This is a genomic window from Bradyrhizobium sp. Bra78 (assembly GCF_024519855.1).
In the GTDB taxonomy this organism is placed as follows: Bacteria; Pseudomonadota; Alphaproteobacteria; order Rhizobiales; family Xanthobacteraceae; genus Bradyrhizobium; species Bradyrhizobium japonicum_G.
Genome location: NZ_JALJRE010000018.1, coordinates 21,930 through 47,561, shown reverse-complemented (window position 1 = coordinate 47,561; position 25,632 = coordinate 21,930). Strand labels below are relative to the sequence as shown.

Sequence of the window (25,632 nt, the reverse complement as noted above, 5' to 3'; positions counted from 1 at the left end):
CGTTGCAAAATAAAAAGACCGTGCGCTGTCAATCCGGTGAAAATCGAGGGAAATCCGCGGGAAAACTGCAGGAATCCGCACGCATTAACAGCAGTGCCTCAACTTCGTGCAGATGCGCGGCGCATCCACGCCAGAAATGCGGCGCAGATCATGATTAATGCCGCAAACAACGCGAGCGAGACGAGAAAGCCTGCGCGCGGCGATTGCAAGGCTTCGATCGTGAAGAAGACGGCGCCGATTGCGGCCACTCCGGCCGCATTTCCGATCTGCGCCGTCGTGCCGTACATGCCGGAGGCTGAGCCTGCGGCGACGGGTTTGACTGTCGAAAGCACCGCGCCGGAGAGCGGCGCCATGACGAGCCCCTGGCCGTAGCCGAAAATGATCATGGTGAGCGCGAGCAGGAGCGCAGACGGCGCATCGACAGAGAACGCGACAAGCGCCAGCCCAGCGAGACCCGCGAGCTGAAGCGCGCAGCCTTCGATCAGGACCTTGGTACCGCGATGGCGCGCTCGCGCGCCGCTGTGACGCGAGGCCACGACGAAAGCGAGCGCGAGCGGAATGAACGCCATGCCGGCTGCGAGCGGCGGGATCTTCAGCCCCCGCTGCATGAACAGAGTCATGACGAGATAGAACGAGAGGTTGGCGGCGAAGAAGAAGAAGGCCGCGCCAAGCCCGCGCAGAAAGGCCGCATCCGCCAGCAGCGTGAGATCGATCAGCGGCATGCCGCCGCCGCGCGCCACCGCGCGCTCGAGCCTTGGGAATGCTGCGAGGATGGCGCCGCCGCTTCCCATCACCGCCCACAGCCACGGCGCCCAGCCGACATCGTGGCCGAACAGCAACGGCCCGATCAGGCACAACAGGCCTGCGAACAGCACGACGCTGCCCTTGATATCGAGCTTTGTGCCGGCGCGACGCGGCACCGACGGCATGATGCGCCAGGCAGCGGACGCGATGACGAGGCCGCAGGGCACGTTGACGAAAAACACCGAGCGCCAGCCGGTACCGGCGAGATCGATCGTGATCAGGAGGCCGCCGAGCAGGAAGCCGGCGGCGCCTGCGAGCCCGAGCACGATGCCATAGATGGCGAAGGCGCGGCCGCGCTGCTCATCCGTGAACAACAGATGCAGCGTCGCCAGCACCTGCGGCACCATCAGCGCCGCCGTCGCGCCCTGCGCCAGCCGCGCGACGATCAGCTCCGCGCCTGACCGCGCGAGGCCGCACCAGAGCGAGGTCAGGGTGAATCCGAGCACGCCGCCCAGAAAGACGTTCCTGGTGCCGTGGATGTCGCCGAGGCGGCCGCCGGTGACCACCAGCGTGGCATAGGCGATCAGATAGATCGCGATGACGGATTCGATCTGCGCCGGCGTCGCTTGCAGCTCGACCGCGATGGTGGGGATGGCGACGTTGACCACGAAGGCGTCGACACCGAACATGAACTGGGCGGCGACGACGATTGCCAGCACCCACCAGCGGCGCGACGAATCGATCTGCTTTGTGACGATTTGATGCATCGGCGCGCAAACCTCTCGGGATTTATTTGCGCGCGATGCTCCCAGATCGACGTCGTCCGCGCGATTACCTCCGAGGTAGGCCTTGCTGTCCTCTTGCCGCGCCCTTGCTCCCTTGGCCCGATTGCTGCATGTCGGTTTCCGCTGGTCTCGCGGGGTTCGGAAGTCTTCCGATGTACGACTACGACATGGTGGTGATCGGCTCGGGCCCGTCAGGGCGCCGGGCCGCGGTGCAATGTGCCAAGCTCGGCAAGGCCGTGCTGGTGGTGGAGAAGGGCCGGCGCGTCGGCGGTGTCTCCGTTCACACCGGCACCATCCCCTCGAAGACACTGCGCGAAACCGTGCTGAACCTGTCCGGCTGGCGCGAGCGCGGCTTCTACGGCCGCTCCTACCGCGTGAAGCAGGACATCGCGGCGAGCGATCTGATGACCCGGCTCCAGAAGACGCTCGACCACGAGGTCGAGGTCCTCGAGCATCAGTTCAGCCGCAATCTCGTCCGCACCGCCAATGGCGAGGCGCGGCTGGTCTCGCCGCACGAGGTAGAGATCACCAGCGCCATCGGCGAGACCAAGACGGTGTCGGCCGCCTTCATCCTGCTCGCCTGCGGCACGCGTCCGTTCCGGCCGGACTATGTACCTTTCGACGGCACGACGGTGCTCGACAGCGACGAGATCATCGAGCTGCCGAAGCTGCCGCGCAGCCTCGCCGTGATAGGCGCCGGCGTGATCGGTGTCGAATACGCCACCATCTTCAGCGCGCTCGACGTGCCCGTGACCCTGATCGAGCCGCGGCCGACCTTCCTCGATTTCATCGACAAGGAATTGATCGACGAGTTCATGCACGAATTGCGCGACCGCAACGTCGCGCTGCGGCTCGGCTCGAAGGTCAACTCGATCGAGAAGAATGCGCAGGGGAGCATCGTCACGCATTTGTCCGACGGGCGGCATGTCACCACCGACATGCTGCTGTTCGCGGCGGGGCGCGTCGGTGCCACCGACCGGCTCAACCTGGAAGCCGCCGGCATCGTGGTCGACCATCGCGGCCGCATCTCGGTCGATCCCGTGACCTTGCAGACCAGCGTGCCGCACATCTACGCCGCCGGCGACGTGATCGGCTTTCCGAGCCTGGCCTCGACCTCGATGGAGCAGGGCCGCGTCGCCGCCTGCCACGCGCTCGGCATGGAGCCGATGGCACCGCCGGAGTTCTTCCCCTACGGCATCTATTCGGTGCCGGAGATCTCGACCGCAGGCCTCACCGAGGAAGAGGTGCGCACGCGCGGCATTCCCTACGAGGTCGGCATCGCGCGCTTCCGCGAGACCTCGCGCGGCCATATCATGGGGCTGAACAGCGGCATGATGAAGATGATCTTCTCGACCAAGACGCGCCGCCTGCTCGGCGTGCACATTCTCGGCGAAGGCGCCACCGAGCTGATCCATATCGGCCAGGCCGTGCTCAACCTCAAAGGCACGATCGACTATTTCATCCAGAACACGTTCAACTATCCGACACTGGCCGAGGCGTACAAGATTGCCGGGCTCGATGCGTGGAACAGGATGACAAGGTGATCTTCCTTCACCTCTCCCCGACTGCGGGGAGAGGTCGAAATTCAAACGCAGTTTGAATTCCGGGTGAGGGGGTACAGGTCTCACGACGATCTCATCTGCGGAGAGAGCCCCTCACCCCAACCCTCTCCCGGTAAGAACGGGGAGAGGGAGACGAAGCACCTCGCCTCATCATTGCATGCCTGCATTCCGCCATGCGGGACATCGTGCGATTGCCTTCGCTGTCTTCAGCAACTAGCCTCACCGTCTCAACAAACAAAAAATCCAGCCGGAGAGAACGCCATGGCGCGCCTGAAGTTCGGAGCCTTTCTTGCCCCGCATCACCCGATCGGGGAGCATCCGATGCTGCAGTTCCGGCGCGATCTCGACCTGGTCGAGCAGCTGGATAGCCTCGGCTATGACGAGTTCTGGTGCGGCGAGCATCATTCCTCGGGCTGGGAGATGATCGCCTCGCCCGAGATGTTTCTGGCCGCGGCCGGCGAGCGCACCAAGCGGATCAAGCTCGGCACCGGCGTGGTGTCGCTGCCCTACCACCATCCCTACAACGTCGCGCAGCGCATGGTGCAGCTCGACCACATGACCGGCGGCCGCGCCATCTTCGGCTCCGGTCCCGGCGCGCTCGCCTCCGACGCGCATACGCTCGGCATCGACCCGATGACACAGCGCGATCGCCAGGACGAGGCGATCGGCGTGATCCGTCGGCTCTTCAACGGCGAGCGCGTCACCGCCAAGAGCGACTGGTTCACCATGAACGACGCCGCTCTGCAAATCCTGCCGCTACAGGAAGAGATGCCGTTCGTCGTGGCCTCGCAGATATCGCCCTCGGGCATGACGCTCGCCGGCAAATACGGCATCGGCATCATCTCGCTGGGCTCGATGACGACGCAGGGGCTGATGTCGCTGCAGCAGCAATGGCAGTTTGCCGAGGACGCGGCAAAAAAGCACGGCACCAGCGTCAACCGCGCCGACTGGCGCGTGCTCCTGACCTTTCACATCGCCGAGACCCGCGAGCAGGCGCGCAAGGAGGCCGGGGCCGGGCTGATGCGCTGGCACAACGAATATAATGTCGGCACACTGCAGCGACCGGGCCTCACCGCCTTCGCCTCGCCCGACGAGGCCGTGGACAAGACCGCTTTCGTCGAGGGCGCAGCCTCCACCATCGGCACGCCCGACGATCTCGTCAAAACCATCAAGAACGTGATGCAGGTCTCGGGCGGCGTCGGCGCAATCATCGGCTTCGTGCACGACTGGGCCAATCCGGAAGCCACCCGCCGGAGCTGGGACATGGTGGCGCGCTATGTGGTTCCGGAGATCAACGGCTATATCGACGGCCTGCGCCGGTCGCAAAAATTCGTGATCGAGAACCGCGCGATCTTCGAGCGCGCGGGCCAGGCGGTGATGGCCAAGATCATGGAGAACGAGAAGGCCGCCGAGGCACTGAAGGTGACCGGCCCCGGCCGCGTCGCCATTCCCGCCGTCAACGCCCCGGATCTGCAGAAGGAAGCCGCCAAGCGGTAAGCCTCGTCGAACTGACACGCAACGATCACGAGCAGGAGATGCCGGCCTGTGCTAGGTTGATGCGGTCAACGCGGCGCGGGCCGCCATAATGCCGCGGTCGCGCGATGTCCGTTCGGTCAGCCAACCGGAGCAATCGTCATGTCGATGCAGAATGTCGCTTCGCCCGCGCTCGGCTTCACCGCGCCCAAGCGCAACGAGCTGACGCACATCCCCGGCGACGAAGGCTGGCCGATCATCGGCAAGACTTTCCAGGTGCTGGCCGATCCCAAGGGCCATATCGAGGCGAACGCCGCCAGATATGGCCTGGTCTACCGCACGCATTTTTTCGGCGAGACCAATGTCGTGCTGCTCGGGCCGGAAGCCAACGAGCTCGTGATGTTCGACCAGCAAAAGCTGTTCTCGTCGACGCATGGCTGGAACAAGGTGCTGGGCCTGTTGTTTCCGCGCGGATTGATGCTGCTCGATTTCGACGAGCACCGGCTGCATCGCAAGGCGCTCTCGGTCGCGTTCAAGTCCGGACCGATGAAGTCCTATCTCGGCGATCTCGACCGCGGCATTGCGGCGCGGGTCGCGCAGTGGAAGGGCCAGCCGGGCGAGATGCAGCTTTATCCGGCCATGAAGCAGCTCACGCTCGATCTCGCCGCGGCCTCGTTCCTCGGCGCCGACATCGGGCCGGAGGTCGACGAGATCAACCGCGCCTTCGTCGACATGGTCGCCGCCGCAGTCGCCCCGATCCGCCGCCCTCTGCCCGGCACCCAGATGGCGGCCGGCGTGAGGGGACGCAAGCGCATCGTCGCCTATTTCCGCGAGCAGATTCCGCTGCGACGCGGCAATCAGGGCGGCGATGATCTGTTCTCGCAGCTCTGCCGCGCCACCCATGAAGACGGCGCGCTGCTCTCGGAGCAGGACATCATCGACCACATGAGCTTCTTGATGATGGCCGCGCACGACACGCTGACCTCGTCGCTGACGTCTTTCATCGGCGAGCTCGCCGCAAATCCCGACTGGCAGGACCGACTGCGCGCGGAAGTCCTGGCGCTGGGGCTCGCGCCCGATGCGCCGAGCAGCTTCGACGACCTCGAAAAAATGCCGCTGTCGGAGATGGCGTTCAAGGAAGCGCTGCGGATCAAGCCGCCGGTGCCCTCGATGCCGCGCCGCGCCATGCGCGATTTCACCTTCAAGGGCTTCACCATTCCCGCCGGCACCGCAATCGGCGTCAATCCGCTCTACACGCACCACATGAAGGACATCTGGCCGGAGCCGGATCGCTTCGATCCACTGCGCTTCGGCGAAGAAGCCCAGCGCAACCGCCACCGCTTCGCCTTCGTGCCGTTCGGCGGCGGCGCGCATATGTGCCTCGGCCTGCACTTCGCCTACATGCAGGCCAAGTGCTTCGCGCGGCACTTCTTGCAGAACATCGAGGTGTCACTGGAGCCCGGTTACAAGCCGGACTGGCAGATGTGGCCGATCCCGAAGCCCCGGGATGGCTTGCGGGTGCGGATGAAGGCGGTTTAGCCACAGCCGCCATTGCGAGCGAAGCGAAGCAATCCAGAATCTTTCCGCTGAGGGATTCTGGATTGCTTCGTCGCAAGGGCTCCTCGCAATGACGGCGCGCGAAGAGCGCGCCTTTGCCCATCCTGCGGCGCTGCGTCCGGGGTACGAGACCTACCCCGCCCCCTGATCGAACGCCTTGCGCAAGGCCACGTAGCCCTGCTGCTGCTGGCTCCAGTTGCGGCCGCCGGTCATTGCGCCGTCGATGACGAGGTCGTGGCCGTTGATGAAGCTGGACTCGTCACTGGCCAGGAACACCGCGGCATGGGCGATATCGTCCGGCAGGCCCGCACGCGGGATCGGCTGCGCGGTCTTGTAGACATCGCGCATCACCGCCGGCGTCTTCTCGGCAGCCTCCGTCGACAGGCCGAGCGCCTTGCCAAAGATGCCGGTCGCGATCGCACCGGGCGAGATCGAGTTGACGCGGACATTGGACTCGCCGAGCTCCATTGCCACGCATTTAGTGAGATGGATCACCGCCGCCTTGGCCGCACCATAGACCATCGAGGACGAGAAGCCGGCGAGGCGGCCGGCGATGCTGCCATTGTTGATGATGCTGCCGGACCCCTGCCTCTTCATGATGGGCGCAGCGTGCTTCATGCCAAGCATGACGCTGCGCACCAGCGTCGCCATCGCCGCGTCGAAGCGCTCGACCTCGAGGGCTTCGACGCCGCCGGTCTGCGCCGGACCGCCGGCATTGTTGAACAGGCAGTCGATCCGGCCGAACTTCTCCACCGCGAGCGCGATCAGCGCCTGCATCTGCGCTTCGACCGTCACATCGGTCTGGCGGAAGACGCAAGTCGCCCCGAGTTGCTTCGCCAGCGCCTCGCCCTCCGGTATACGCCGCCCCGCGATCACAATTTTGGCACCTTCGGCAACGAAGACTTCTGCGGTGCGCAATCCGATCCCGCTCGTCGCGCCCGTGATCACCGCGACCTTGCCATCCAGCCTGCCCATGGAATGTTCCTGTTTTCGAACCATTTGACGCCAAATGGCGGACACCGATCGATGACGGCGCCGCGACAGTCGGCGCCGCAGCAGCCACTATTCCTGCCGGCTTCCGACATGGCAAGCTTTGCTTGCGCCGGCCACATGCGTAACATTCATGGCGACCGCTCGATTTTCGAACGCATATCGCAACCGGGCTGTGCATGGGGAAGCTGATCGACGAATTCCGCAAAGGCTGGCAGGGCGTGGCCCCGCCATCGCTCGGTCTGAGCCTTGCGTTTGCGGTCGCCTGCCTGCTGGTTGCGACGCTGGCGCGCTGGGCCCTCGCCCATGTGCGGCCCGACGTCTACTTCACGCCATATTTCCCGGCCGTGTTCTTTGCGGCCGCGTTCGGCGGCTTTCGCATCGGCGTCATCACGGCGCTGGCCGGCGGCATGCTCGGCGTCGTCGTGAATTTCGGCGATGCCTTCGCCGATCGCGCGCGCTTTGCCCTGCTGGCGCTCTATTGGGCGGTCTGCGCGCTCACCATCTGGGGCGTCGAGCATTATCGCTCGCTCCTCGTCGAGCAACGCCGGATCTCCAGACGCCTTATCGAGGAAGAAGACTATCGCAAGCTACTGGTCGACGAGCTGCAGCACCGGCTGAAGAACAAGCTGTCGACGGTCCATGCCGTGCTGCATCAGGTGCTGCACGACCAGCCGCAAGTCTGGGCCCGGATCGATCCGCGGCTGCGGTCGCTGGCTGCCACCGACGATCTGATCTCGCGGATCGACAAGGCCGGCTGCGACATCCGCGATCTCCTAATCTCCGAGCTCGGACCGTACGGGCATGTCCGTTTCACCCTCAACGGCGACCGGCTGTTCCTGCCGCCGAAGCTTGCGGTCACGCTGTCACTGATGTTTCACGAGCTCGCCACCAACGCCGGCAAGTACGGCGCGTTCTCCGCGCCGCGCGGATTGTTGCAGGTGTCATGGACCGTCAGCGACGACCGCCTGACCGTCACCTGGGATGAAACCGAGGGCCCGAGCGTCGACAAGGTCTCCGAGCCGGGTTTCGGCACCAAGCTGCTGAAGTCGGCGCTGTCAGCCTTCGACGGCAAGGCCGAGGTGTCGTATCTCAGGACAGGGCTTCATTGCATCATGCAATGCCGTATCCCCCAGGGCGGCTAGACACAGCGCGGGCGAAAACCGATCGCGCGGTCTGCTCGCGGTTTCGCACGCGCCGTTGACGCTCTGTTAATGACGATGGACTGCGCGCGTCGCATCGCCGCAAAACACCCCCGTATTTCTCCGGACCCCTTAACCAAACCTAAGAGGGAACCGCGCAAGATCGCGCTCATTGCAAAGGCGCGCTGAAACAACAAGATTCATGACTTCTATGAACGACAACAGATCTTCCGGCGCGAGCGAAGCCGAACTCGGATTTCTCAAGGAAATCGTTAGAATGCTGCCTGCCGGCCTGACCGTGCAGGACGCGCAAGGCGAACTTCTCCTGGTCAACGATGTCGCCGCCGCCCAGCTCGGCATGGACGGCAGCCGTCCCTCACCCGACCTCGCGCCGCGCCGGGAGGCCTGCCGCCAGGCCCTGAACTCCGGCCGGCCGGTCGTCTCCGAGGAAGCGCTCCACGACGGGACCGCACGCCAGGTGCTGCTGACCACCCATCGTCCGGTCCGCCTCGACGGACGCGAGCTCTTGATCTCGGCCTCCTCCGACATCACCGAGCAGAAGAATTTCGAGGACCAGCTGTTCCGCTCGGCCTATTTCGACGAGCTGACCGGCCTGCCCTCGCGGCGCGTGATCGAACATCGCGCCGCCAGCCTGCTCGCGCAGAGTCGCGGCGGCGAACGCTTTGCGCTCGCCTTCCTCGACGTCGACAATTTCAAGCACATCAACGACTATTACGGCCATGCCGTCGGCGACGCGCTGCTGGTCGAGCTGTCGAAGCGGCTCGGGCGCGACTTGCGCGATTCGGATATGCTGTCGCGCATCTCCGGCGACGAATTCCTGCTGCTGCTCTCCCCGATCCAGAGCCAGGAGGAAGTCGCCGAATTCATGCAGTCGACGCTGGAGCGGCTGACGGCGCCGTTCTTCATCGACAATTCGGAAGTCTTCGCCTCCACCTCCGTCGGCGTCAGCCTGTATCCCGATCACGGACGCAGCTTCGAGACGCTGCGCCAGAATGCGGACATCGCGATGTACCGCATCAAGAACAACGGCAAGGGAACGGCGGCCTTCTTCGATTCCGGCATGGAGCGCGAGGCGCTGGCGCGAACGAAGATCGAGCAGTCGCTGCGGCTCGCGATCCTCGAGAAGCGCTTCTGCTGCGCCTTCCAGACCAAGGTCGACATCCGCACCCAGGCCGTGAAGGGCATCGAGGCCCTAGTGCGGCTGCGCGACGACGAGGGCGTGATCCAGGCGCCCGGCTCGTTCATCAATCTTGCGGGCGAGCTCGGGCTGATCGACGAGCTGACCCATCTCGTGCTCGCCGAGATCGTCAAATCGGTCGACCTGATCAACGAGAGCTTCGGCGCGGAAGCGACCATCAGCATCAACGTCGCGGCCAAGCAGGCCGGCAACCCCGAATTCATGCGCAGCTTTGCGCAGGCGCTGGACGACACCGGCTTTCCGCAACGCTTCATGATCGAGGTGACGGAAGATGCCTTCGTCGCCAAGAATCATTTCCAGGCCGAGATCCTGCCGATGTTCCGCAAGCTCGGCGTCGGCATCTCGATCGACGATTTCGGCACCGGCTATTCGTCGCTCTCGGCGCTCGCCGACATCACCGCCGACGAGATCAAGATCGACCGCTCCTTCATCACCGACATCCATCAACGCCCGCGCAGCCAGGGCATCTTGCGCGCGATCGAATCCCTGAGCGAAGCGCTCGGGATGACCGTGATCGCCGAAGGCATCGAATCCTACGAGGAACTCGCCTATCTCCAGGCCGCAACCAAGATCCGCTACGCCCAGGGCTATTACTTCGCCCGGCCGATCTTCCTGGAGGAGTTGAAGCTCGCAACGCCCGTCTCGAGCGAGGCGCGCGCGAGCGGCGCAAGCCGGCCGCACCAGCACAACCGCCAGGGCTATTCGCGGGCGAGCGGGTATCGGCGGTAACCTCCCGGGCCTTCACCGTTGCGGCGCCGACAAGAGCGGCGCTATTCATTTTAAACCGCTGTTGATGATGCAATGCAGCGGCGCGCTGGATAAGACCGTGATCGCGCAACGAGATTAATGCTTAGGTAACTGGTTTTGCTAAGGTTTGCGCCATTTGTGCGGTGTATTCCTGTCCCTCCAGGGAGGGGGGAATGCGCCAGGTCATTGAAGGCATTGCAGCCGGAATATTCCTAGCCGCGAGGAACGGCTGGGAGGCCGTCATTCGGCGCGGACCGGTGCTGTGGCTGACCCTGTGCGGCGTGTTGCTGGTCGCGGGGATCTTCGCCGTGACCGCCATGGCGGTCGGCGAATTTCGCGAACGAACCCTCGCCAACCGCGAGCGCGAGCTGGAAAACACCGTGCAGCTGATCGCGCGGCACTTTGATCAGCAATTCGAAGATTCCGACGTCGTCGCCGCCGATGTGATCGGGCAGATGAACCTGCCGGAGATCACCTCGCCCGGGATGTTCCGTGAGCGCATGTCCGGACCGGTGACGAACCAGATGCTGCGCAGCAAGATCAGCTCCGTGTCCTATCTCGGCGACATCGCGATCTACGATGCCGACGGCGAGCTGATCAACTGGTCGCGGGCCCAGCCGCTGCCCAAGATCAACATCTCCTCGCGCGCCTATTTTCAGACGTTCAAATCGAACCCGATGGCCGAACCGGTGGTGCTGGAGTCGGTCCGCAGCTTCATCATCGGCAAATGGACCACGGTCGTCGCGCGCCGGCTGAACGGCGCGGACGGCACCTTCTTCGGCGCGATGGTCCGACGGATCGATCCGGACAGCTACCAGAACTACTTCGCATCCGTGGCGCTTGCCGAAGGAACGGCGATCTCGCTGTTCGACCGCGAAGGCAAGATGCTGGCGCGCTACCCGCATGTCGAGGAGCTGGTCGGCAGGAACTTCAAGGACGCGCCGTTGATGCGCAAGATGCTGGCCGAAGGCGGCCGGCACACGCTGCGCGTCAAGGGTCCGATCGACGGCGAGGATCGCCTCGGCTCGGGGGCGTCGCTTTCGCATTTCCCGCTGGTCATCGTCGCGACCAGCACCACGAGCGCCGCGTTGACCGACTGGCGGCAGCAGACCGGCTTCATGATCACCACAGCGACGCTTTCGGCGGCCGCGATCGCGCTGATCCTGTTCCTGATCATCCGTCAGATCAACCGGCAGAACCGCGAGGCCCAGCGGCGGCTGGAGGCGGAGCGGCAGCGGCTCGACACTGCGCTGAACAATATGTCCCAGGGGCTGATCCTGTACGATGCCGATGGGTACATCGTCACCTGCAATCGCCGCTATGCCGACATGTTCGGCCTCTCCCACGACGTCATCAAACCCGGCTGCCACATCCACGAAGCGATGCACCACCGCAAGGAGTGCAATGCGTTCAGCGGCAACGTCGAGGAATTTTGCGCCGAGGTCATGAGCGGCGTCGCCGAAGGCAAGGTCGCCACCCGGACCCATCAATTGCCCAACGGCCGCGCCTTCCAGGTCATCAACACCCCGCTTGCGCAGGGCGGATGGGTCGCGACGATCGAGGAGATCACCGAGCGGCGCAATCTGGAGCAGGAACGCGACCGCAACTACACGTTCCTGCGCGAGATCGTCGACCATATCCCCTCACAGATCACGGTGAAGGACGCCCGGACGCGGCAATATCTGCTGATCAACCGGACCGCCGAAGAGCAATTCGGCCAGTCGCGGGAAACCGTGGTCGGCAAGACGCCCTTCGACGTCTACCCGGAGGAGACGGCAAGACGCGTCACCGATGACGACAGCGACGCGTTGCAAGCCACCGACACTGGATTGTTCAAGGACGAGCATCCCTGGCCGAGCCTGACCAAGGGGATGCGCTATATCACCTCGACGCGGATCAGCATCCGCGATGGGTCCGGCGAGCCGCAGTATCTCATCAGCGTCGTCGACGACGTCACCGAGCGCCGTCGCGCCGACGAGAAGATCGCGCATATGGCGCACTACGATGCGCTGACCGACCTGCCCAACCGCACGCTGTTCCGCGAGCAGATCGAGCGCGAGCTGGCGAAGGTCCCCGGCGGCGGACAGTTCGCGCTGCTCTATATCGACGTCGACGAGTTCAAGGGCATCAACGATTCGCTCGGCCATCACGTCGGCGACGAGCTGTTGAAGGCGATCGCGGGCCGCCTCCGCGGCTGCCTCAAGAGGGGCGACCTGATCGCACGGCTCGGCGGCGACGAATTCGCGGTGATCCAGACCGGGATCGAATCGTCTGCCGATGTGCTGTCGTTCGTGACGCGGATCTACGAGGCGATCCGCCGGCCCTATCATTGCTTCGGCCATCAGCTCTCCACCGATGCCAGCATCGGCATCGCGCTGGCGCCGCAGGATGGCAACGATCTCGACCAGCTCATCAAGAATGCCGACCTCGCGATGTACGGCGCCAAGGCCGAAGGACGCCGCACCCACCGTTTCTTCGAGCCGGAGATGGATGCGTGCGCCAAGGCGCGCCTCTCCCTGGAGCAGGATTTGCGCCAGGCCCTGGTCGACGGCGGTTTCGAGATCCACTACCAGCCGCTGGTCGACCTGCGCTCGGGCGAAGTCGCCGGCTGCGAGGCGCTGCTGCGCTGGCGGCATCCCGAGCGCGGCATGGTATCGCCGGCGGAGTTCATTCCGATCGCCGAGGACACCGGCCTGATCAACGAGCTCGGCGACTGGGTGCTGCGCATGGCCTGCAACGAGGCCGCGACCTGGCCGGGGCATGTGCGCGTCGCGGTCAACGTCTCGCCGGTACAGCTCAAATGCGACACGCTGGCGCTGCGGATCGCCGGCGCGCTCGCCGCCTCGGGGCTCGCCCCGTCCCGGCTCGAGCTCGAAATCACCGAAGCCGTGCTGATCCGCGACGACGAGGCGGCGCTTTCGATCCTGCACCAGCTCCGCGCGATCGGCGTGCGCATCGCGCTCGACGATTTCGGCACCGGTTACTCCTCGCTGAGCTATTTGAAGCGTTTCCCGTTCGACAAGATCAAGATCGACCGCTGCTTCGTCGCCGACATCGCGGAGACGAGCGGCGCGCCCGTGATCGTGCAGGCGGTGGTGAACATCGCCGCCGCCAGCAACATGACCACGGTCGCCGAGGGCGTCGAGACCGAGGCCCAGCGCGATATTCTGCGCGCGCTCGGCTGCACCCAGATGCAGGGCTATCTGTTCAGCAAACCGAAGCCGGCCAACGAGGTGCGAAAACTGTTCGGCCCGGGCGATGCTTTGCCCGTGGCGGCGGTGGCCTGAGATGGCGAAGCCGAGCAAAACTTCAGCCCAGACCGTCGACGTTGCGGATTCCTATGCCGTGCGGCTGATGCAGCATCTGGTGGTGCCGACTTTCGTGATCGATCCGAAGCGCCGCGTCGTGATCTGGAACCGGGCCTGCGAGCGGCTGACCGGGGTCGCCGCCTCCGAGGTGATCGGCACGACGAAACACTGGCAGGCCTTCTACGAGACCAGGCGCCCTTGCCTCGCCGATCTCGTCGCGCTCGACCGTCCCGAACAACTTCCCGAGTTCTATTCGGAATATGCGGCGCGCGGCCATAACGGACTCGGCTTCAGCGCCGAGAACTGGTGCGTGATGCCCAAGCTCGGCAGCCAGCTCTATCTCGCCATCGACGCCGGCCCGATCCACGACGAGGCCGGCCACCTGATCGCCGTGGTGGAGACGCTGCGCGACCTCACCGACCAGAAGCGCGCCGAGATGACGTTGAAGGAGCTTGCCACCAAGGACGGGCTGACCGGCCTGTCGAACCGCCGCTCGTTCGACCAGATGCTGATGAGCGAATGGGCCCGCGCCCAGCGGACGCGGAAGCCGATGGCGCTGCTGTTCGTCGATGTCGATCATTTCAAGCTGTTCAACGACCGGCACGGCCACCAGAGCGGCGACGAATGCCTGCGCGCGGTCGCCGCCGTCGTCAGCCGCCATGCCGTGCGCCCGCTCGACCTCGCCAGCCGCTATGGCGGGGAGGAATTCGCGCTGATCCTGCCGGACATGGATTGCGACGCCGCCTGCACCATCGCCGACGAGATCCGAAGCGCCGTCATGGCCTTGCGGATCGCCCACGGCGCCGAGGGGGCCGCCGACCACGTCACCCTCAGCGTCGGCGTCGCCAGCCACATTCCGGGCGAATCCGACGGCGGCCCCGACCGACTGCTGGGCGCGGCCGACGAGGCGCTCTATGCGGCCAAACGGCTCGGGCGCAACCGTGTCATCTGCGCCGAACGCGTGCTCGCCGAATTCGCCGGCCTCGGGCGGGATCCCGCGGCGGTTCCGGCGCCTTTCCGGCGCAAAACGGCCTAGCGGGGTGCAGCGGGAAGCGGTTGCCCGCCCCTCGCCAATCGGCTACATGAAGCCTCGTTGCACCCGTAGCTCAGCTGGATAGAGCGTTGCCCTCCGAAGGCAAAGGTCACACGTTCGAATCGTGTCGGGTGCGCCAGTCTCTTCCGTTGCGCGCTGGAGGCACCCTCACCCGAGTTGTCCTTGTGATAGCTCGCGTTGGAGGCATCGTCTGCTCAGCCGAGGACACGCTCAGGTCAGCATCGAGATGATCGCCTGGATCTGGTCGGAAGCCGACGTCACCAGTCCGTCGTACGACGTCTGACCGTGTGCGGCCGCCTTCAGGATGCATTCGGCTACGGCCGCTTTCAGGCCGAAGACCGATTGATCAGAGGGCACGCTCGCCATCACGGCCTCTAGCGCCCGACGCATGGTCTGAATGAACTCGGAGCTGTATTGCATTGGCTGTCCTCCGCAGATTCATATTAGATCGCGTGCCCATGCTTGCCACTCACAAGCCTGAGATTGCTCTTTGATGCATCCAACATGGATGGTCGGGAACCTCAATTCAACGGAGCCGCAGCCGACGTTCGGCATCTGGGCCGAACCGACGGGACTCTCGGCGAATGCAGAAAGCCGCACAGAGCGCTCGCTGTGCGAAGGGACGGTGGCGGGATTTTCAGACTCGCCACCGAAGGTCGATCCGCCGAGCCGATCAATGCCTCATGTGCCCGAACACGACGATCACGCCGGTCGGCTCGGGTTCGTGCGCCATCAGGCGCGTCAGGTCGGAATCGCCCCAGTCGGCGAGGCTGACGACTTCGCCGCTCTCGCGGTCGGCACCGGGCGACGCCGCGGGCTCGAGGACCTTCAGTCCCATCTCGTCGACGAAGAAGGTGTGCTCGCCGAACATGCTGTTGAGCTGCGGCATGGCGGGATGCTCGTCGGGCAGCACCTGAGCGCCGAGCTGGTTGACGGTCTGCTTCACCTGTTCGGATGTGAGCTTCATGAGCTGCTCCGTTTCTGTCATGTCGGTTTCATTGAGCCGAGCCAGAGCGGGTGTTCCCTGCGCCGATGTTCGCCTGGCTCAAGCTCCCGAACGGGTGCTGCGCACAAATGTTCCGACAGAAATGCATTTCGTGATCGCGCGCCGCATCTGCCGCGCGCGCGGCACGAGATCGCCACAGGATGCACAAGATCTGCGCGGGGACGGCGCTAGTCGACGGCTTCTACGATCCGGATGTCGCGGTCGGCACCGTCTCCGAGCAGGTCGTGAGCGGCCTGATAGGCCGGGCTCGCATAGGCAGCCCTGGCGCTCTCGACGCTGTCGAACTCGATGAGAACGACGCGTTCCATCTGACCGAGCTCGAAGGCCGCGGCCGGCATCCCGCGTGCCAGCACACGGCCGCCGGCCGCCTCGATCGCCGGACGCGACAATTTGGCGTAGGCCGCCATGGCGTCGGGGTTCTTGATCGCACGGTAGGCGGCGATCCAATAGGCTTTGGCCATTCCTGTTCTCCTGATTTCCAGTGACCCGCTACTCGCTTCGGTTCTCGCCCACCGACAGCGCGCAGATACGTGACAGATATGTGTAGGACAGACCGGTCTCCTCGGCCCAGGCGTTGAACTGCGCCTGGACCTTGGCTAGATCGCCCTTCGATTTCACCTCTTCGGCAATGTCGAGACCCGCATCGCGCAGGCAGGCCACCACGTCCTTCGAGGTGACGAACCCGTCCCAGCCGACGAAGCGCAGCAGCATCTGGCCGGTGTTGCCGCCGAGACGGCTGCCGCGCCTGGTGAGGAGATCGAGCAGGCCGATCTCGTCGGACGGCGGCCATTTCGCCAGAAATCTGCCGAAGCTGCCGTGCTCTTTCGCGATCGCCTGCACGAAGGCGGCATTGTCGCGCACCGACATGATCTTGGCGCCGTTGCGCACGATGCGCGCGTCGCGCAGCAGGCCCTCCCAATAATCCTCGGGCTGGAAGGTGAGCTCGGCCGGCTGGAAGCGCAGGAACGCGTCCTCAAAGCCGTCCCATTTCGTCTCGATCACGCTCCAGGCAAAGCCCGCGCAAAACACGCGCCTCGTCATCTCGGCGAGGATGCGGTCGTCGCCAAGCTTCGCCAGCCTCTTCAGGTCGGGCTTGTCGGGCATCAGCCTGTCCAGCGCCTTGGGTCCGCCCTTGCGCTTCTCGGCGCGGGCACGGATGGTCTTGAAAGAGGTCATGCGGACACGAGCGGGTGAGGGTGCGCCAAGACTTCAGACACGACATCAGAATTCGACGAACCGGTCCAGCCCCGCGATTGACGGGAGGCGGCGGCCGTGCTGGTCTGCTTCTTGCCTTACGACATTTTGCAATTCCCAGACATTTTCAATCTCGCAAACGGATTTTCAATGCGCTGCCTGGTCGTGGCCGACCTGCACTATTCACTGCCGCAGCTCGACTGGCTGGTCAGCGCGGCTCCGCAATTCGACCTCGTGATCTTCGCCGGCGATGCGCTCGACATCGGCTCGATGGTGGATTTCCGCGCGCAGATCGTGGTGGTGAAGAAGTACCTGACGCTTCTTGCCGACACCACCCGCGTCATCCTCTGCTCCGGCAATCACGACCTCGACGAGCGCAATGCGGAGGGCGAGAAGATCTCGCGCTGGATCTCGGAGGTGCGCGAGCTGGGCATTGCCTGCGACGGCGACGACCTCACCCTCGGCGACACGCTGTTCACGGTGTGCCCGTGGTGGGATGGGCCGATGGTCAAGCAGCGCCTCGCCGACCAGTTGCGCGACGCCGCCGTCAGCCGGCCGCAGCGCTGGATCTGGGTGCATCATGCGCCGCCGGCGAATTCACCGACGAGCTGGGGCGGCAAGCGTTTCTTCGGCGATGTCGAGCTGGTGCAATGGATCATGCAGTACCAGCCCTCGATGGTGATCTCGGGCCACGTGCATCAGTCGCCCTTCATCCCCGACGGTTCGTGGTTCGACCGGCTGGGCCAGACCTGGGTGTTCAATACCGGCCTGCAACCGGGCCGGCCGCCGACGCATATCGTGCTGGACCTCGATGCGAACAAGGCATTCTGGCTGGCGGCGGGCGAAGCGCAGTGGATCGATCTCGCCGCGCCGCTGAAGCGACCGGCTTGCCATGTCGAGGAGCCGCCGGACTGGCTCACATCCTTGGATCGGATTGTCGATCCGAGCCTGGCGAGACCTCAAGCGGCGGCAGGTTGATCATGCTCTGAAGCACCTCGCTGACCATCGCGAGGTGAGTGCCATGACCGGCATATTGCCGCTTCAGATCGGCAAGATAGGTGTTGGCGACGTTGAGCCGCTGGGCCAGCGTGCGCGCGAGCAGCAGCGCCACCTCCGGCTTCTCTATGAGGAATGACGCCGCGTCCTCAAACTCGTAGATGACCGAATCCTTGGCGGCGCGCACCGTTGCGGTATGCGGCAGCCCGAGCAGCACGGACATTTCGCCGAACACCGCGCCGGGCTCGACGATGGTCGCGACCACCGTGTCGCCCTTGAGCACTTCGAGCCTGCCTTCCACGAGCACGTAGAGGTGACCGCTGCTGGTGCCGCCCTCGGTGACGACGAGCGTGCCGGCCGCGACCGGCCGCTCCGTTCCGCCGGTGCAATGATCCAGAACTGCGCGCATCTTGCGAAAGCTCCCATCGCCGGGGATACCCGGCGATACCAGAGCACATACTAGAGCACGATCCGTGCCACGCGGCAAATCAACGCGGCTAGGGCACCCGCGACAGGCGCTTGGCGAGATGGACCGACTGCCAGTCACCGAGGCCGGTATCGGCGAAGCCCGCTTTCTTCGCAAGACCCCGCATTTCGGTATTGGCCCGCGCAGTCTCGGCCGCAATCATCTCGTGACCGAGATCGCTCGCGCGCCGCTCCATTGCGGTCATCATCTGGAAGCCAAGGCCCTTGCGCTGGAAGGCGTCGGCGATCGAGATGGCAAACTCGCCGTGCCGCGCGGTCGCATCGTAGGCGTAGAGCGCTTCGCCGATGATTGCGCTCTGCCCCTCCTGCGTGAGCTCGGCGAGCAGCGTAAAATGATCGGGACCGCTGGTCTTTGTCAGGCACTCGGCCGCGACCACGGCAAAGTCCGCCCGCGCGCCCATGAAGCGCCTGTTGCGCGTTGTCGCGGAAAGGCCCGTGAAATAGATCGAGAGGCTTTCAACATCGGAGGCATTGGCGACCCTGATGCAGAGTGCATCTCTCGTCTCATTCGGCTCGACAGCGGCATCCAGAGATAGCTGTGACATGCGCGAGGCTCTCGGCAGGTTGCGTCGAATGCACACCTAGCCGAGACCGCGCAATTGCCGCTTGGACGGTGCTGCCAATCTTGCGGCCGAAAACGAACAATACGTCGCCCTGGGCCGTGCGTCACATACGGGCCGCGCTCACGCGGCCTCGCGCCCCGCGCTGCGTCACGCCCGAGAGAGTGAAGGCACCTCTTCCGGCATGATCGCCTGGAGGCCGCCGAAGCGGCGTTCGCGGCCATGGAAGGAGGCCAGGGCCGCGGCGAGATCGGCCGCGTCGAATTCGGGCCACATCCGCTCGGTGAAGTGCAGCTCGGCATAGGCGCCTTCCCAGAGCAGGAAGTCCGACAGCCGTTTCTCGCCCGAGGTGCGGATGATGAGATCGACGTCGCGCAACCCCGCCTCGCCGGTGACGAGCTGCGAGAAGGCTTCGCGGGTGAGGCTCGTCAGCGCCGCCGCCTTCGCCGCCGCGGCGAGGATGGCGTCGCGCGCGGAATAGTCGACCGCGATGCGCAAGTGCAGCGTGCTGCCTTGCACAGTGGCGTCTTCCGCGCGTGCGATCGCATTGGCGATGCCGTCGGGCAGGCGGTCGCGGCGGCCGATCACCGTGAGACGCACGCCGTTCTTCACCAGACTCTGCACCTCGTTGGCGAGATAGAAGCGCAAGAGCGTCATCAGCGCGGCGACTTCGGCCTTCGGCCGGCGCCAATTGTCGGTGGAGAACGCATAGAGCGTCAGCGTGCCGATGCCCTGCTTGGGCGCGGCCTCGACGATGCGGCGGATCGTCTCGACGCCGGCCTCGTGGCCGCGTACGCGCGACAGGTTGCGGCGTGTCGCCCATCGTCCGTTGCCGTCCATGATGATACCGACGTGAAGCTTTTCGTCGCAGGACATAGCGCCACTTTGCATCGCAAAGTCTCCGGTCAAAAAAAGGGGGATCAGGTCGAAATGATGCCGAGACGGCCGAGCGGCGGCGCCTCGCGGCCGGCGGCTTTCGCCGCGTCGCGCACCAGGCGCTCGAGCACGGCGAGATAGTCGAGGAAGCGGCGGCGGCCGGCCTTGGTGAGGCGGCAGGTCGTGTGCGGACGATTGCCCTCATAACCCTTGGTCACCTCGACGAGGCCGGCTTCCTGGAGCACGCCGAGATGCCGGCTGAGATTGCCGTCGGTGAGGCCGCAGAGCTGCTTGAGGTCGGCGAACGCCAGACCCTTAGGATGCGCCATCAGCGAGGTCAGAAGGCCGAGCCTCGCCTTCTCGTGGATCACGCGATCCAGTCCCTCGTAAGAGAAGGGTGCGCTGTCAATCTTCGACATCATGGTCTCCGGACGCGAAATACAGAATGCCCGCCATCATCGACTGCCCGATCACGAAGGGCAGTCCCATGGTCCATGGTGACAGCGTATGGGTTCGGCTCGCCAGCACCACCACCACAAAGCCTGATACGAAATACCAGGCGCCGGCCAGCGCGACGGTGCGCGGCAGCGAGCGGACGGAAGCGAAGATGCCGAGCGACACCAGGATCTGCCACAGGCCCGGCAGCAGCCACAGCGTCTCGCCTGCGAACTTCCACACCACCACCGCAAGCAGCACGCCGGCAACGCCTGCGGGCAGGAACTGCTCGACCGCCTGGTGGATCATGGCATCGGCAAGGCCGGAATGATGCCGGCGGGAGCGCGCGCGCATCTCGATGCCGATCACAAGGACGGAGAGCACGGCGGCAATGAACCAGCCGAGAAAGAAGCCGAGCGGCTCGCCGGTGGGATCGCCGAGCAGCCAGAATTGCAGGATCGCGGTGAGAAGCGCGACCGCGCCGGTCGCGGCCATCGTCGCCGGGCCGTAGCCGCGGAACGCCGTGCCCGCCGCGATCTGGCTGCGGATCGCCACGATGTCGGCCAGTGCCTTGTCGAGATCGCGCATTGGCAACGCCAAGCCCCACTCCGCCCACGCTTTTCGGGACCGCTGATCCCTTCACTTTGTACTGCAAAGCATACGGCAAGGCAAAGTAAATGCAAGCCCGAAACTCGCGGCAAGGAGACTGCGCCCGAAAAGACAACTCACGGTTGCGCGGCACCACCTCCCACGGATAAGATGGAGGCAAAAGCATTTCCGGGGGGCTGGTATGTGGCTCAAGTCATTCGTCGTCGCGTCTTCGTTGCAATTGGCCGTCGTCAGCTTGGCGCATGCGGCGGGGCCGTTCGGCTCCATCCACGTCGGCAACTGGAACGGCGGCGCCTTTTCCAATGATTCGACCGGCGCATTCTCACACTGCGCTGCAAGCACACCTTACGCCAACGGCGTCACTTTGCTTGTTGGCCAGGATGCAAACAACTCCTGGCTGCTCGGCTTTGCCAATCCAGCATTTCGCTTCAAGAAGGGCGAGAACCTGACGATCGACGTAACCTTCGATGGCCAGACCGAGGCGAGGCTCTTCGGGACGGCGTTTTCCGAGGTCATGGTCTCCGCAGTTCTGCCCGCCAACGTCGCTCGCGCCCTCCAGAAGGCGAGCCTGATGGTAGCCGTGGCGAGGGGCACACCCTTTCAATTCAGCCTGACATCAACGGCGCCTTTGGTGGCCGCGGTGACCAATTGTGTCACCAGAGTTAAAGTCGACGGACTGGACAAGGCCGGCGACTTTACAAGGATTGCCGCCAAGCCGCAGGCCGCGCCGGACAAGCAGGCATCACCGGCAACCGGCAGCAAGTCTGCTCGAACCAAGAGCGGCACAGGCTTTGTCGTCAGCTCCAACGGGCACGTCGTCACCAACAATCATGTGATTGACGGCTGCGTGGGCGACATCAAGGGCAATCTCACCGGCGAAGCGGCGATGGTGCTGCGCGTGGTGTCGAGCGATGCCAACAACGATCTCGCTCTGCTGCAGGCGCCGTCGGCGACGGCGTTCAAGGACTTCGCCCGGATTCGCGACCGTTCGATCCGCTCCGGCGATTCCATCGTCGCGATCGGCTTTCCCTTCCACGGGCTGCTGACGTCGGATTTCACCGTGACGACCGGGATCGTCAGCTCGCTCAGCGGCCTGCGCAACGATTCGCGTTTCCTGCAAATCAGCGCGCCCGTGCAGCCCGGCAATAGCGGCGGCCCGCTGTTCGATACCAGCGGACAGATCGTGGGCGTGGTCACGGGCAAGCTCGACGGATTACGGATCGCCGCTGCGACCGGCAACATCCCTGAAAACATCAACTTCGCAATCAAGACCGGTGCGCTGCGCGACTTCCTCGACAACTCCGTGGTGCCCTACCAGACCGCGGAGCCGAAGGGCGAATTCAAGACCACCGACATCGCCGGCAATGCGCGGTCATATACGGTGCTGATCTCGTGCAACGGGACCGAGCAGGCCGAGGCGAAGCGGTAAGGCCGGGTTCATGCGCGCCATACAGCTGCGCGTTTCGCCGCACCGTTTCATTCCGGATCAAGGCGGCAAGGCACGCAAGAAAAAAGCCCTGCCTTGCGGCAGGGCTCCATTCCCGGTCATCGCAACATCGCTAATCGACTTTCAAGCCGGCGAACTCGACCACCTTTTTCCACTTCTCGGTCTCGGCCTTGATCTCCTCGCCGAACGCCTCGGGCGTCTGCACCCGCGGCTCACCGCCGAGCTCGACCAGGCGCTTGGTCATGTCCGGCTCCTTCATCAGCGCGTTGACCTCGCTGTTGAGCTTGGCGATGATCTCCTTGGGCGTGTTCTTCGGCGCACCCATGCCGAACAGCGCGCTCGCCTCATAGCCCTTCACGGTCTCGCCGATCGTCGGCACGTCGGGCAGTTGTGGCGAGCGCTCCGCGGTGGTGACGGCGATGGCGCGCAAGCTGCCGGAGCGGATGTGCTGGATGATCGAGGGCATGTTGTCGAAGATCACCTGGACCTGGCCGCCGAGCATGTCGGTGATCGCAGGTGCCGCACCGCGATAGGGCACGTGCTGCATCTTGCAGCCGGTCATCGCCATGAACATCTCGCCGGACAGATGCACCGAAGTGCCGTTGCCGGACGAGGCCATGTTGACCTTGCCGGGATTGGCCTTCACGTATTCGATGAACTCGGCGACGGTCTTGGCCGGCACGTCCTTGTTGACGGTCATCACGTTCGGCACGCGCTGGAACGAGGCGACCGGCGCGATGTCGCGCACGAAATTGAATTTCAGATTGGTATAGAGCGAGGCGTTGATGTAGTTGGCCGGATTGACCAGCTGCAGCGTGTAGCCGTCGGGCTCGGCATTGATCACCGATTCGGTGCCGATATTGTTGCCGGCGCCCGGCTTGTTCTCGATCACGAATTGCTGGCCGAGCTTCTCCGACAGCCGCTGGCCGATCAGCCGCGCCAGGATGTCGGTGGCCCCGCCCGGCGGATAGCCGACCACCCATTTCACCGGCCGGGCCGGATAATCGGCGGCAAGAGCCTTCGACAGCGGGCTGGCTGCAAGCGGACTGGCGGCGAGCAGGCTCAGCGCGGTACGGCGAGTGATCATCTCAAGGGTTCTCCCACGTGTTGTTCTTGAAAGCCGGATAGCTTGAAAGAGGCGTCGAGGCAGTTGTAACAAAGCTTGCCGCAGGCGGAAAGTGCACGGGGCATATCACGACGAAAGGATAAGCCATGCCGGTCAAGGTCGAAGCCCTCGATCATCTCGTGATCAACGTCGCCGACGTCGCAGCGACCGCTGCGTGGTACGGAAAGATTCTCGGCATGGAAGTCAAGCTGTTCGACCCCGGCGGCGGCAAAGCGCCGCGGACTTCGCTACAATTCGGTAACCAGAAGATCAACGTCCGGCCGCGTGAAGCCGACAAGGTGGAGTGGTTCACCGCCGACCACCCGACCGCCGGCAGCGAGGATCTGTGCTTTCTCACCTCCGCCACGCCCGACGAGGTGGTGGCGCATTTGCAGGCACATGGCGTCGCGATCGAGGAGGGCCCGGCTCCCAAGCAGGGCGCCCGCGGCACGCTGCGCTCGGTCTATTGCCGGGACCCCGATGGGAGCCTGATCGAGATTTCGTCGTACGCGGATTAGCGCGTTCGGGGCGTTCGCTGGCGTCCCAAGTACCTTCATTGCGAGCGAAGCAAAGCAATCCAGAAATGCCCCCGCAGCGGCAGACTGGATTGCTTCGTCGCAAGGGCTCCTCGCAATGTCGGCGGAGAGACTGCCCCGATTTGCTCCCCGCGCCATCCGATGGCAGGAAGACGCAATCATCAAAGGGCAGCCGCCATCAAGATGCAGGCTGCACGGGAGGAACCATGCCAATTCAACAAGCCACGGCCGGAATCGTCGGTCCGTTCGACGGGCTCGACGTGCCCTGGCTGCTGAAGCTGCGGGCCGAGGTGCGCAGCTCACATCCGTTCCTGATCTGGGCGCCGTTCGACGCGCCCGCGCGGCACTGGAGCTATGGCGAGTTTCACGAGCGGGTCGGCGCGCTCGCGGCGGGGCTTGCCGGGCGCGGCATCAGGCCAGGCGAATACGTGCTCATTCACCTGGACAATTGCATCGAGGCGTTGCTGGCCTGGTTCGCCTGCGTCGAACTTGGCGCCATCGCGGTCACCACCAATACCCGCTCGGCACCGGCCGAGATCGACTATTTCGCCGATCATTGCGGCGCGGTCGCCGCGATCACGCAGCCGGCCTATGCGGAGATCGTCGCGCAGAACTGCCGCAACATCCGCTGGATGGCGGTGACCTCGCACGATGCGGGCACGGCACCGGCGCAGGCGATCTCGCGCGGCGACAGTTTCGAATCGCTGTTCGCCGACAGCGCCGACCGTCCCAGGCGCGCGACCGATCCTTTCGCGCCGTGCAGCGTGCAATATACTTCGGGCACGACATCGCGCCCCAAGGCAGTGCTGTGGACCCACGCCAACGCATTGTGGGGCGCCAAGGTCAACGCCGCGCACGAGGATTTGCACGCCGGCGACGTGCACCAGGCCTACCTGCCGCTGTTCCACACCAATGCGCTGGCCTATTCGATGCTGGCGACGCTGTGGGTCGGCGCGACTTGCGTGATCCAGCCCCGCTTCTCCGCCAGCCGGTTCTGGCGCGCCGCGCGCGAGCACGGCTCGACCTGGACCTCGACGATTCCGTTCTGCATGAAGGCGCTGCTCGAGCAGGAGATCCCGACGGACCACAAATTCCGGCTGTGGGGCTCGGCGATCAACGAGCCGCCGGCCTTCGCCGCCTTCGGCGTCAAGATCATCGGCTGGTGGGGCATGACCGAGACCATCACCCACGGCATCGTCGGCGAGGTCGATCAGCCCAACATCCCGATGTCGATCGGCCGCGCCGCGAGCGAATACCAGATCCGCATCACCGACGATGACGGGCGGCCGACCGAGGTCGGCGACACCGGCAATCTTTCGATCAAGGGCATCGCTGGCCTGTAGCTGTTCGCCGAATATCTGCACAACGAGAAGGCGACGCGCGAAAGCTTCGACGAGCACGGCTTCTTTCTCACCGGCGATCGCGTGGTGCGGCTTGAGAACGGCTACATCCGCTTCGGGGACCGCAGCAAGGACATGCTCAAAGTCGGCGGCGAGAACGTGGCGGCATCTGAGATCGAGCAGGTGATCGCACTCGTCCCCGGCGTGCGCGAGGCCGCCGTGGTGGCGAAGACGCATCCGATGCTGGACGAGGTGCCGGTCGTCTTCATCATCCCGCAGGGCGGCGTCGCGGGCGCAGCCCCCGATCTGCATGATCGCGTGATGGCGGCCTGCCGCACCGGCCTTGCCGACTTCAAGGTGCCGCGCGAGATCAGGCTGGTCGACGACATGCCGCGCTCGACGCTGGAGAAGGTCGCGAAGGCGGAACTGAGGAAGATGGTGGGGTGAGGATGTCATCCCGG

General features: G+C 64.7%; 22 protein-coding genes, 1 tRNA gene and 1 pseudogene. 12 read left to right on the top strand and 12 right to left on the bottom strand.

Features of this window, described 5'->3' with window-relative positions; all coding sequences use genetic code 11:
- Positions 1 to 98 precede the first annotated feature (98 nt).
- Positions 99 to 1,511 carry an MFS transporter gene (locus OC450_RS30665; RefSeq protein ID WP_262049252.1) on the bottom strand — a complete coding sequence of 471 codons (1,413 nt, stop codon included), beginning with the start codon at positions 1,509 to 1,511 and terminating at the stop codon, positions 99 to 101.
- A 170-nt stretch (positions 1,512 to 1,681) separates the two neighbouring features.
- Here OC450_RS30665 and sthA point away from each other — a divergent pair, with 170 nt between their 5' ends.
- From sthA to OC450_RS30650, 3 genes are all read left to right on the top strand, one after another.
- Complete coding sequence (gene sthA / locus OC450_RS30660; RefSeq protein ID WP_262049251.1) at positions 1,682 to 3,073, top strand: Si-specific NAD(P)(+) transhydrogenase; 1,392 nt, start codon at positions 1,682 to 1,684, stop codon at positions 3,071 to 3,073.
- Positions 3,074 to 3,352: 279 nt separating this feature from the next.
- Positions 3,353 to 4,588: an LLM class flavin-dependent oxidoreductase gene (locus OC450_RS30655; protein WP_256808555.1), complete on the top strand. Its 1,236-nt coding sequence runs from the start codon at positions 3,353 to 3,355 to the stop codon at positions 4,586 to 4,588.
- 138 nt (positions 4,589 to 4,726) lie between these two features.
- Positions 4,727 to 6,103, top strand: coding sequence for a cytochrome P450 (locus OC450_RS30650; RefSeq protein ID WP_211383971.1), 1,377 nt, complete (start codon positions 4,727 to 4,729; stop codon positions 6,101 to 6,103).
- A gap of 150 nt (positions 6,104 to 6,253) precedes the next feature.
- On the opposite strand, the gene OC450_RS30645 is transcribed toward OC450_RS30650, so the two are convergent.
- Positions 6,254 to 7,096 carry an SDR family NAD(P)-dependent oxidoreductase gene (locus OC450_RS30645; protein WP_256808554.1) on the bottom strand — a complete coding sequence of 281 codons (843 nt, stop codon included), beginning with the start codon at positions 7,094 to 7,096 and terminating at the stop codon, positions 6,254 to 6,256.
- 194 nt (positions 7,097 to 7,290) lie between these two features.
- On the opposite strand from OC450_RS30645, the gene OC450_RS30640 reads away from it, so the two are divergent.
- The 5 genes from OC450_RS30640 to OC450_RS30620 all read left to right on the top strand — a co-directional run bounded on the left by OC450_RS30640 (position 7,291) and on the right by OC450_RS30620 (position 14,699).
- A complete protein-coding gene (locus OC450_RS30640) occupies positions 7,291 to 8,256 on the top strand; it encodes a sensor histidine kinase (protein WP_211383969.1) in 966 nt (321 codons plus the stop codon).
- 208 nt (positions 8,257 to 8,464) lie between these two features.
- Positions 8,465 to 10,201, top strand: coding sequence for a putative bifunctional diguanylate cyclase/phosphodiesterase (locus OC450_RS30635; protein WP_262049250.1), 1,737 nt, complete (start codon positions 8,465 to 8,467; stop codon positions 10,199 to 10,201).
- A 191-nt stretch (positions 10,202 to 10,392) separates the two neighbouring features.
- A complete protein-coding gene (locus OC450_RS30630; protein WP_262049249.1) occupies positions 10,393 to 13,506 on the top strand; it encodes an EAL domain-containing protein in 3,114 nt (1,037 codons plus the stop codon).
- A 1-nt stretch (position 13,507) separates the two neighbouring features.
- Positions 13,508 to 14,563 carry a diguanylate cyclase gene (locus tag OC450_RS30625; protein WP_211383966.1) on the top strand — a complete coding sequence of 352 codons (1,056 nt, stop codon included), beginning with the start codon at positions 13,508 to 13,510 and terminating at the stop codon, positions 14,561 to 14,563.
- A gap of 59 nt (positions 14,564 to 14,622) precedes the next feature.
- A tRNA-Arg gene (locus OC450_RS30620) sits at positions 14,623 to 14,699 on the top strand.
- 92 nt (positions 14,700 to 14,791) lie between these two features.
- On the opposite strand, the gene OC450_RS30615 is transcribed toward OC450_RS30620, so the two are convergent.
- From OC450_RS30615 to OC450_RS30600, 4 genes are all read right to left on the bottom strand, one after another.
- Entirely contained in the window at positions 14,792 to 15,001 is a 210-nt protein-coding gene (locus OC450_RS30615) for a hypothetical protein (protein ID WP_211383965.1), read from the bottom strand.
- Positions 15,002 to 15,254: 253 nt separating this feature from the next.
- Complete coding sequence (locus OC450_RS30610) at positions 15,255 to 15,548, bottom strand: hypothetical protein (protein ID WP_211383964.1); 294 nt, start codon at positions 15,546 to 15,548, stop codon at positions 15,255 to 15,257.
- Between the two features lie 206 nt (positions 15,549 to 15,754).
- Complete coding sequence (locus OC450_RS30605) at positions 15,755 to 16,048, bottom strand: DUF1330 domain-containing protein (RefSeq protein ID WP_211383963.1); 294 nt, start codon at positions 16,046 to 16,048, stop codon at positions 15,755 to 15,757.
- A 28-nt stretch (positions 16,049 to 16,076) separates the two neighbouring features.
- Positions 16,077 to 16,763, bottom strand: a complete 687-nt coding sequence (locus OC450_RS30600) for a DNA-3-methyladenine glycosylase I (protein ID WP_211383962.1) — start codon at positions 16,761 to 16,763, stop codon at positions 16,077 to 16,079.
- Between the two features lie 168 nt (positions 16,764 to 16,931).
- Here OC450_RS30600 and OC450_RS30595 point away from each other — a divergent pair, with 168 nt between their 5' ends.
- Complete coding sequence (locus tag OC450_RS30595; RefSeq protein ID WP_211383961.1) at positions 16,932 to 17,759, top strand: metallophosphoesterase; 828 nt, start codon at positions 16,932 to 16,934, stop codon at positions 17,757 to 17,759.
- Here OC450_RS30595 and OC450_RS30590 read toward each other — a convergent pair.
- The 5 genes from OC450_RS30590 to OC450_RS30570 form a co-directional block, all read right to left on the bottom strand.
- A complete protein-coding gene (locus tag OC450_RS30590; protein WP_211383960.1) occupies positions 17,698 to 18,186 on the bottom strand; it encodes a Crp/Fnr family transcriptional regulator in 489 nt (162 codons plus the stop codon). The two genes, OC450_RS30595 and OC450_RS30590, sit on opposite strands and share 62 nt — an antisense overlap.
- Before the next feature lie 88 nt (positions 18,187 to 18,274).
- Positions 18,275 to 18,808 (bottom strand): GNAT family N-acetyltransferase, encoded by a 534-nt coding sequence (locus OC450_RS30585; protein ID WP_211383959.1) that lies wholly within the window; start codon positions 18,806 to 18,808, stop codon positions 18,275 to 18,277.
- 165 nt (positions 18,809 to 18,973) lie between these two features.
- Positions 18,974 to 19,714, bottom strand: a complete 741-nt coding sequence (locus tag OC450_RS30580; RefSeq protein ID WP_211383958.1) for a di-trans,poly-cis-decaprenylcistransferase — start codon at positions 19,712 to 19,714, stop codon at positions 18,974 to 18,976.
- A 29-nt stretch (positions 19,715 to 19,743) separates the two neighbouring features.
- Positions 19,744 to 20,118: a winged helix-turn-helix domain-containing protein gene (locus OC450_RS30575; RefSeq protein WP_211383957.1), complete on the bottom strand. Its 375-nt coding sequence runs from the start codon at positions 20,116 to 20,118 to the stop codon at positions 19,744 to 19,746.
- A complete protein-coding gene (locus tag OC450_RS30570) occupies positions 20,105 to 20,722 on the bottom strand; it encodes a hypothetical protein (RefSeq protein WP_211383956.1) in 618 nt (205 codons plus the stop codon). Before OC450_RS30570 ends, OC450_RS30575 begins: the two co-directional genes overlap by 14 nt.
- A 202-nt stretch (positions 20,723 to 20,924) precedes the next feature.
- On the opposite strand from OC450_RS30570, the gene OC450_RS30565 reads away from it, so the two are divergent.
- Positions 20,925 to 22,172: a S1C family serine protease gene (locus OC450_RS30565; protein ID WP_211384215.1), complete on the top strand. Its 1,248-nt coding sequence runs from the start codon at positions 20,925 to 20,927 to the stop codon at positions 22,170 to 22,172.
- A 130-nt stretch (positions 22,173 to 22,302) separates the two neighbouring features.
- On the opposite strand, the gene OC450_RS30560 is transcribed toward OC450_RS30565, so the two are convergent.
- Complete coding sequence (locus OC450_RS30560) at positions 22,303 to 23,277, bottom strand: Bug family tripartite tricarboxylate transporter substrate binding protein (RefSeq protein WP_211383955.1); 975 nt, start codon at positions 23,275 to 23,277, stop codon at positions 22,303 to 22,305.
- 125 nt (positions 23,278 to 23,402) lie between these two features.
- Here OC450_RS30560 and OC450_RS30555 point away from each other — a divergent pair, with 125 nt between their 5' ends.
- Together OC450_RS30555 and OC450_RS30550 are read left to right on the top strand one after the other, a co-directional pair.
- The gene (locus tag OC450_RS30555; protein WP_262049248.1) at positions 23,403 to 23,813 is read left to right on the top strand and encodes a VOC family protein; all 411 of its coding nucleotides are present in this window, start codon (positions 23,403 to 23,405) and stop codon (positions 23,811 to 23,813) included.
- A gap of 224 nt (positions 23,814 to 24,037) precedes the next feature.
- Positions 24,038 to 25,618, top strand: a pseudogene (locus tag OC450_RS30550) (AMP-binding protein).
- Positions 25,619 to 25,632: the final 14 nt, after the last annotated feature.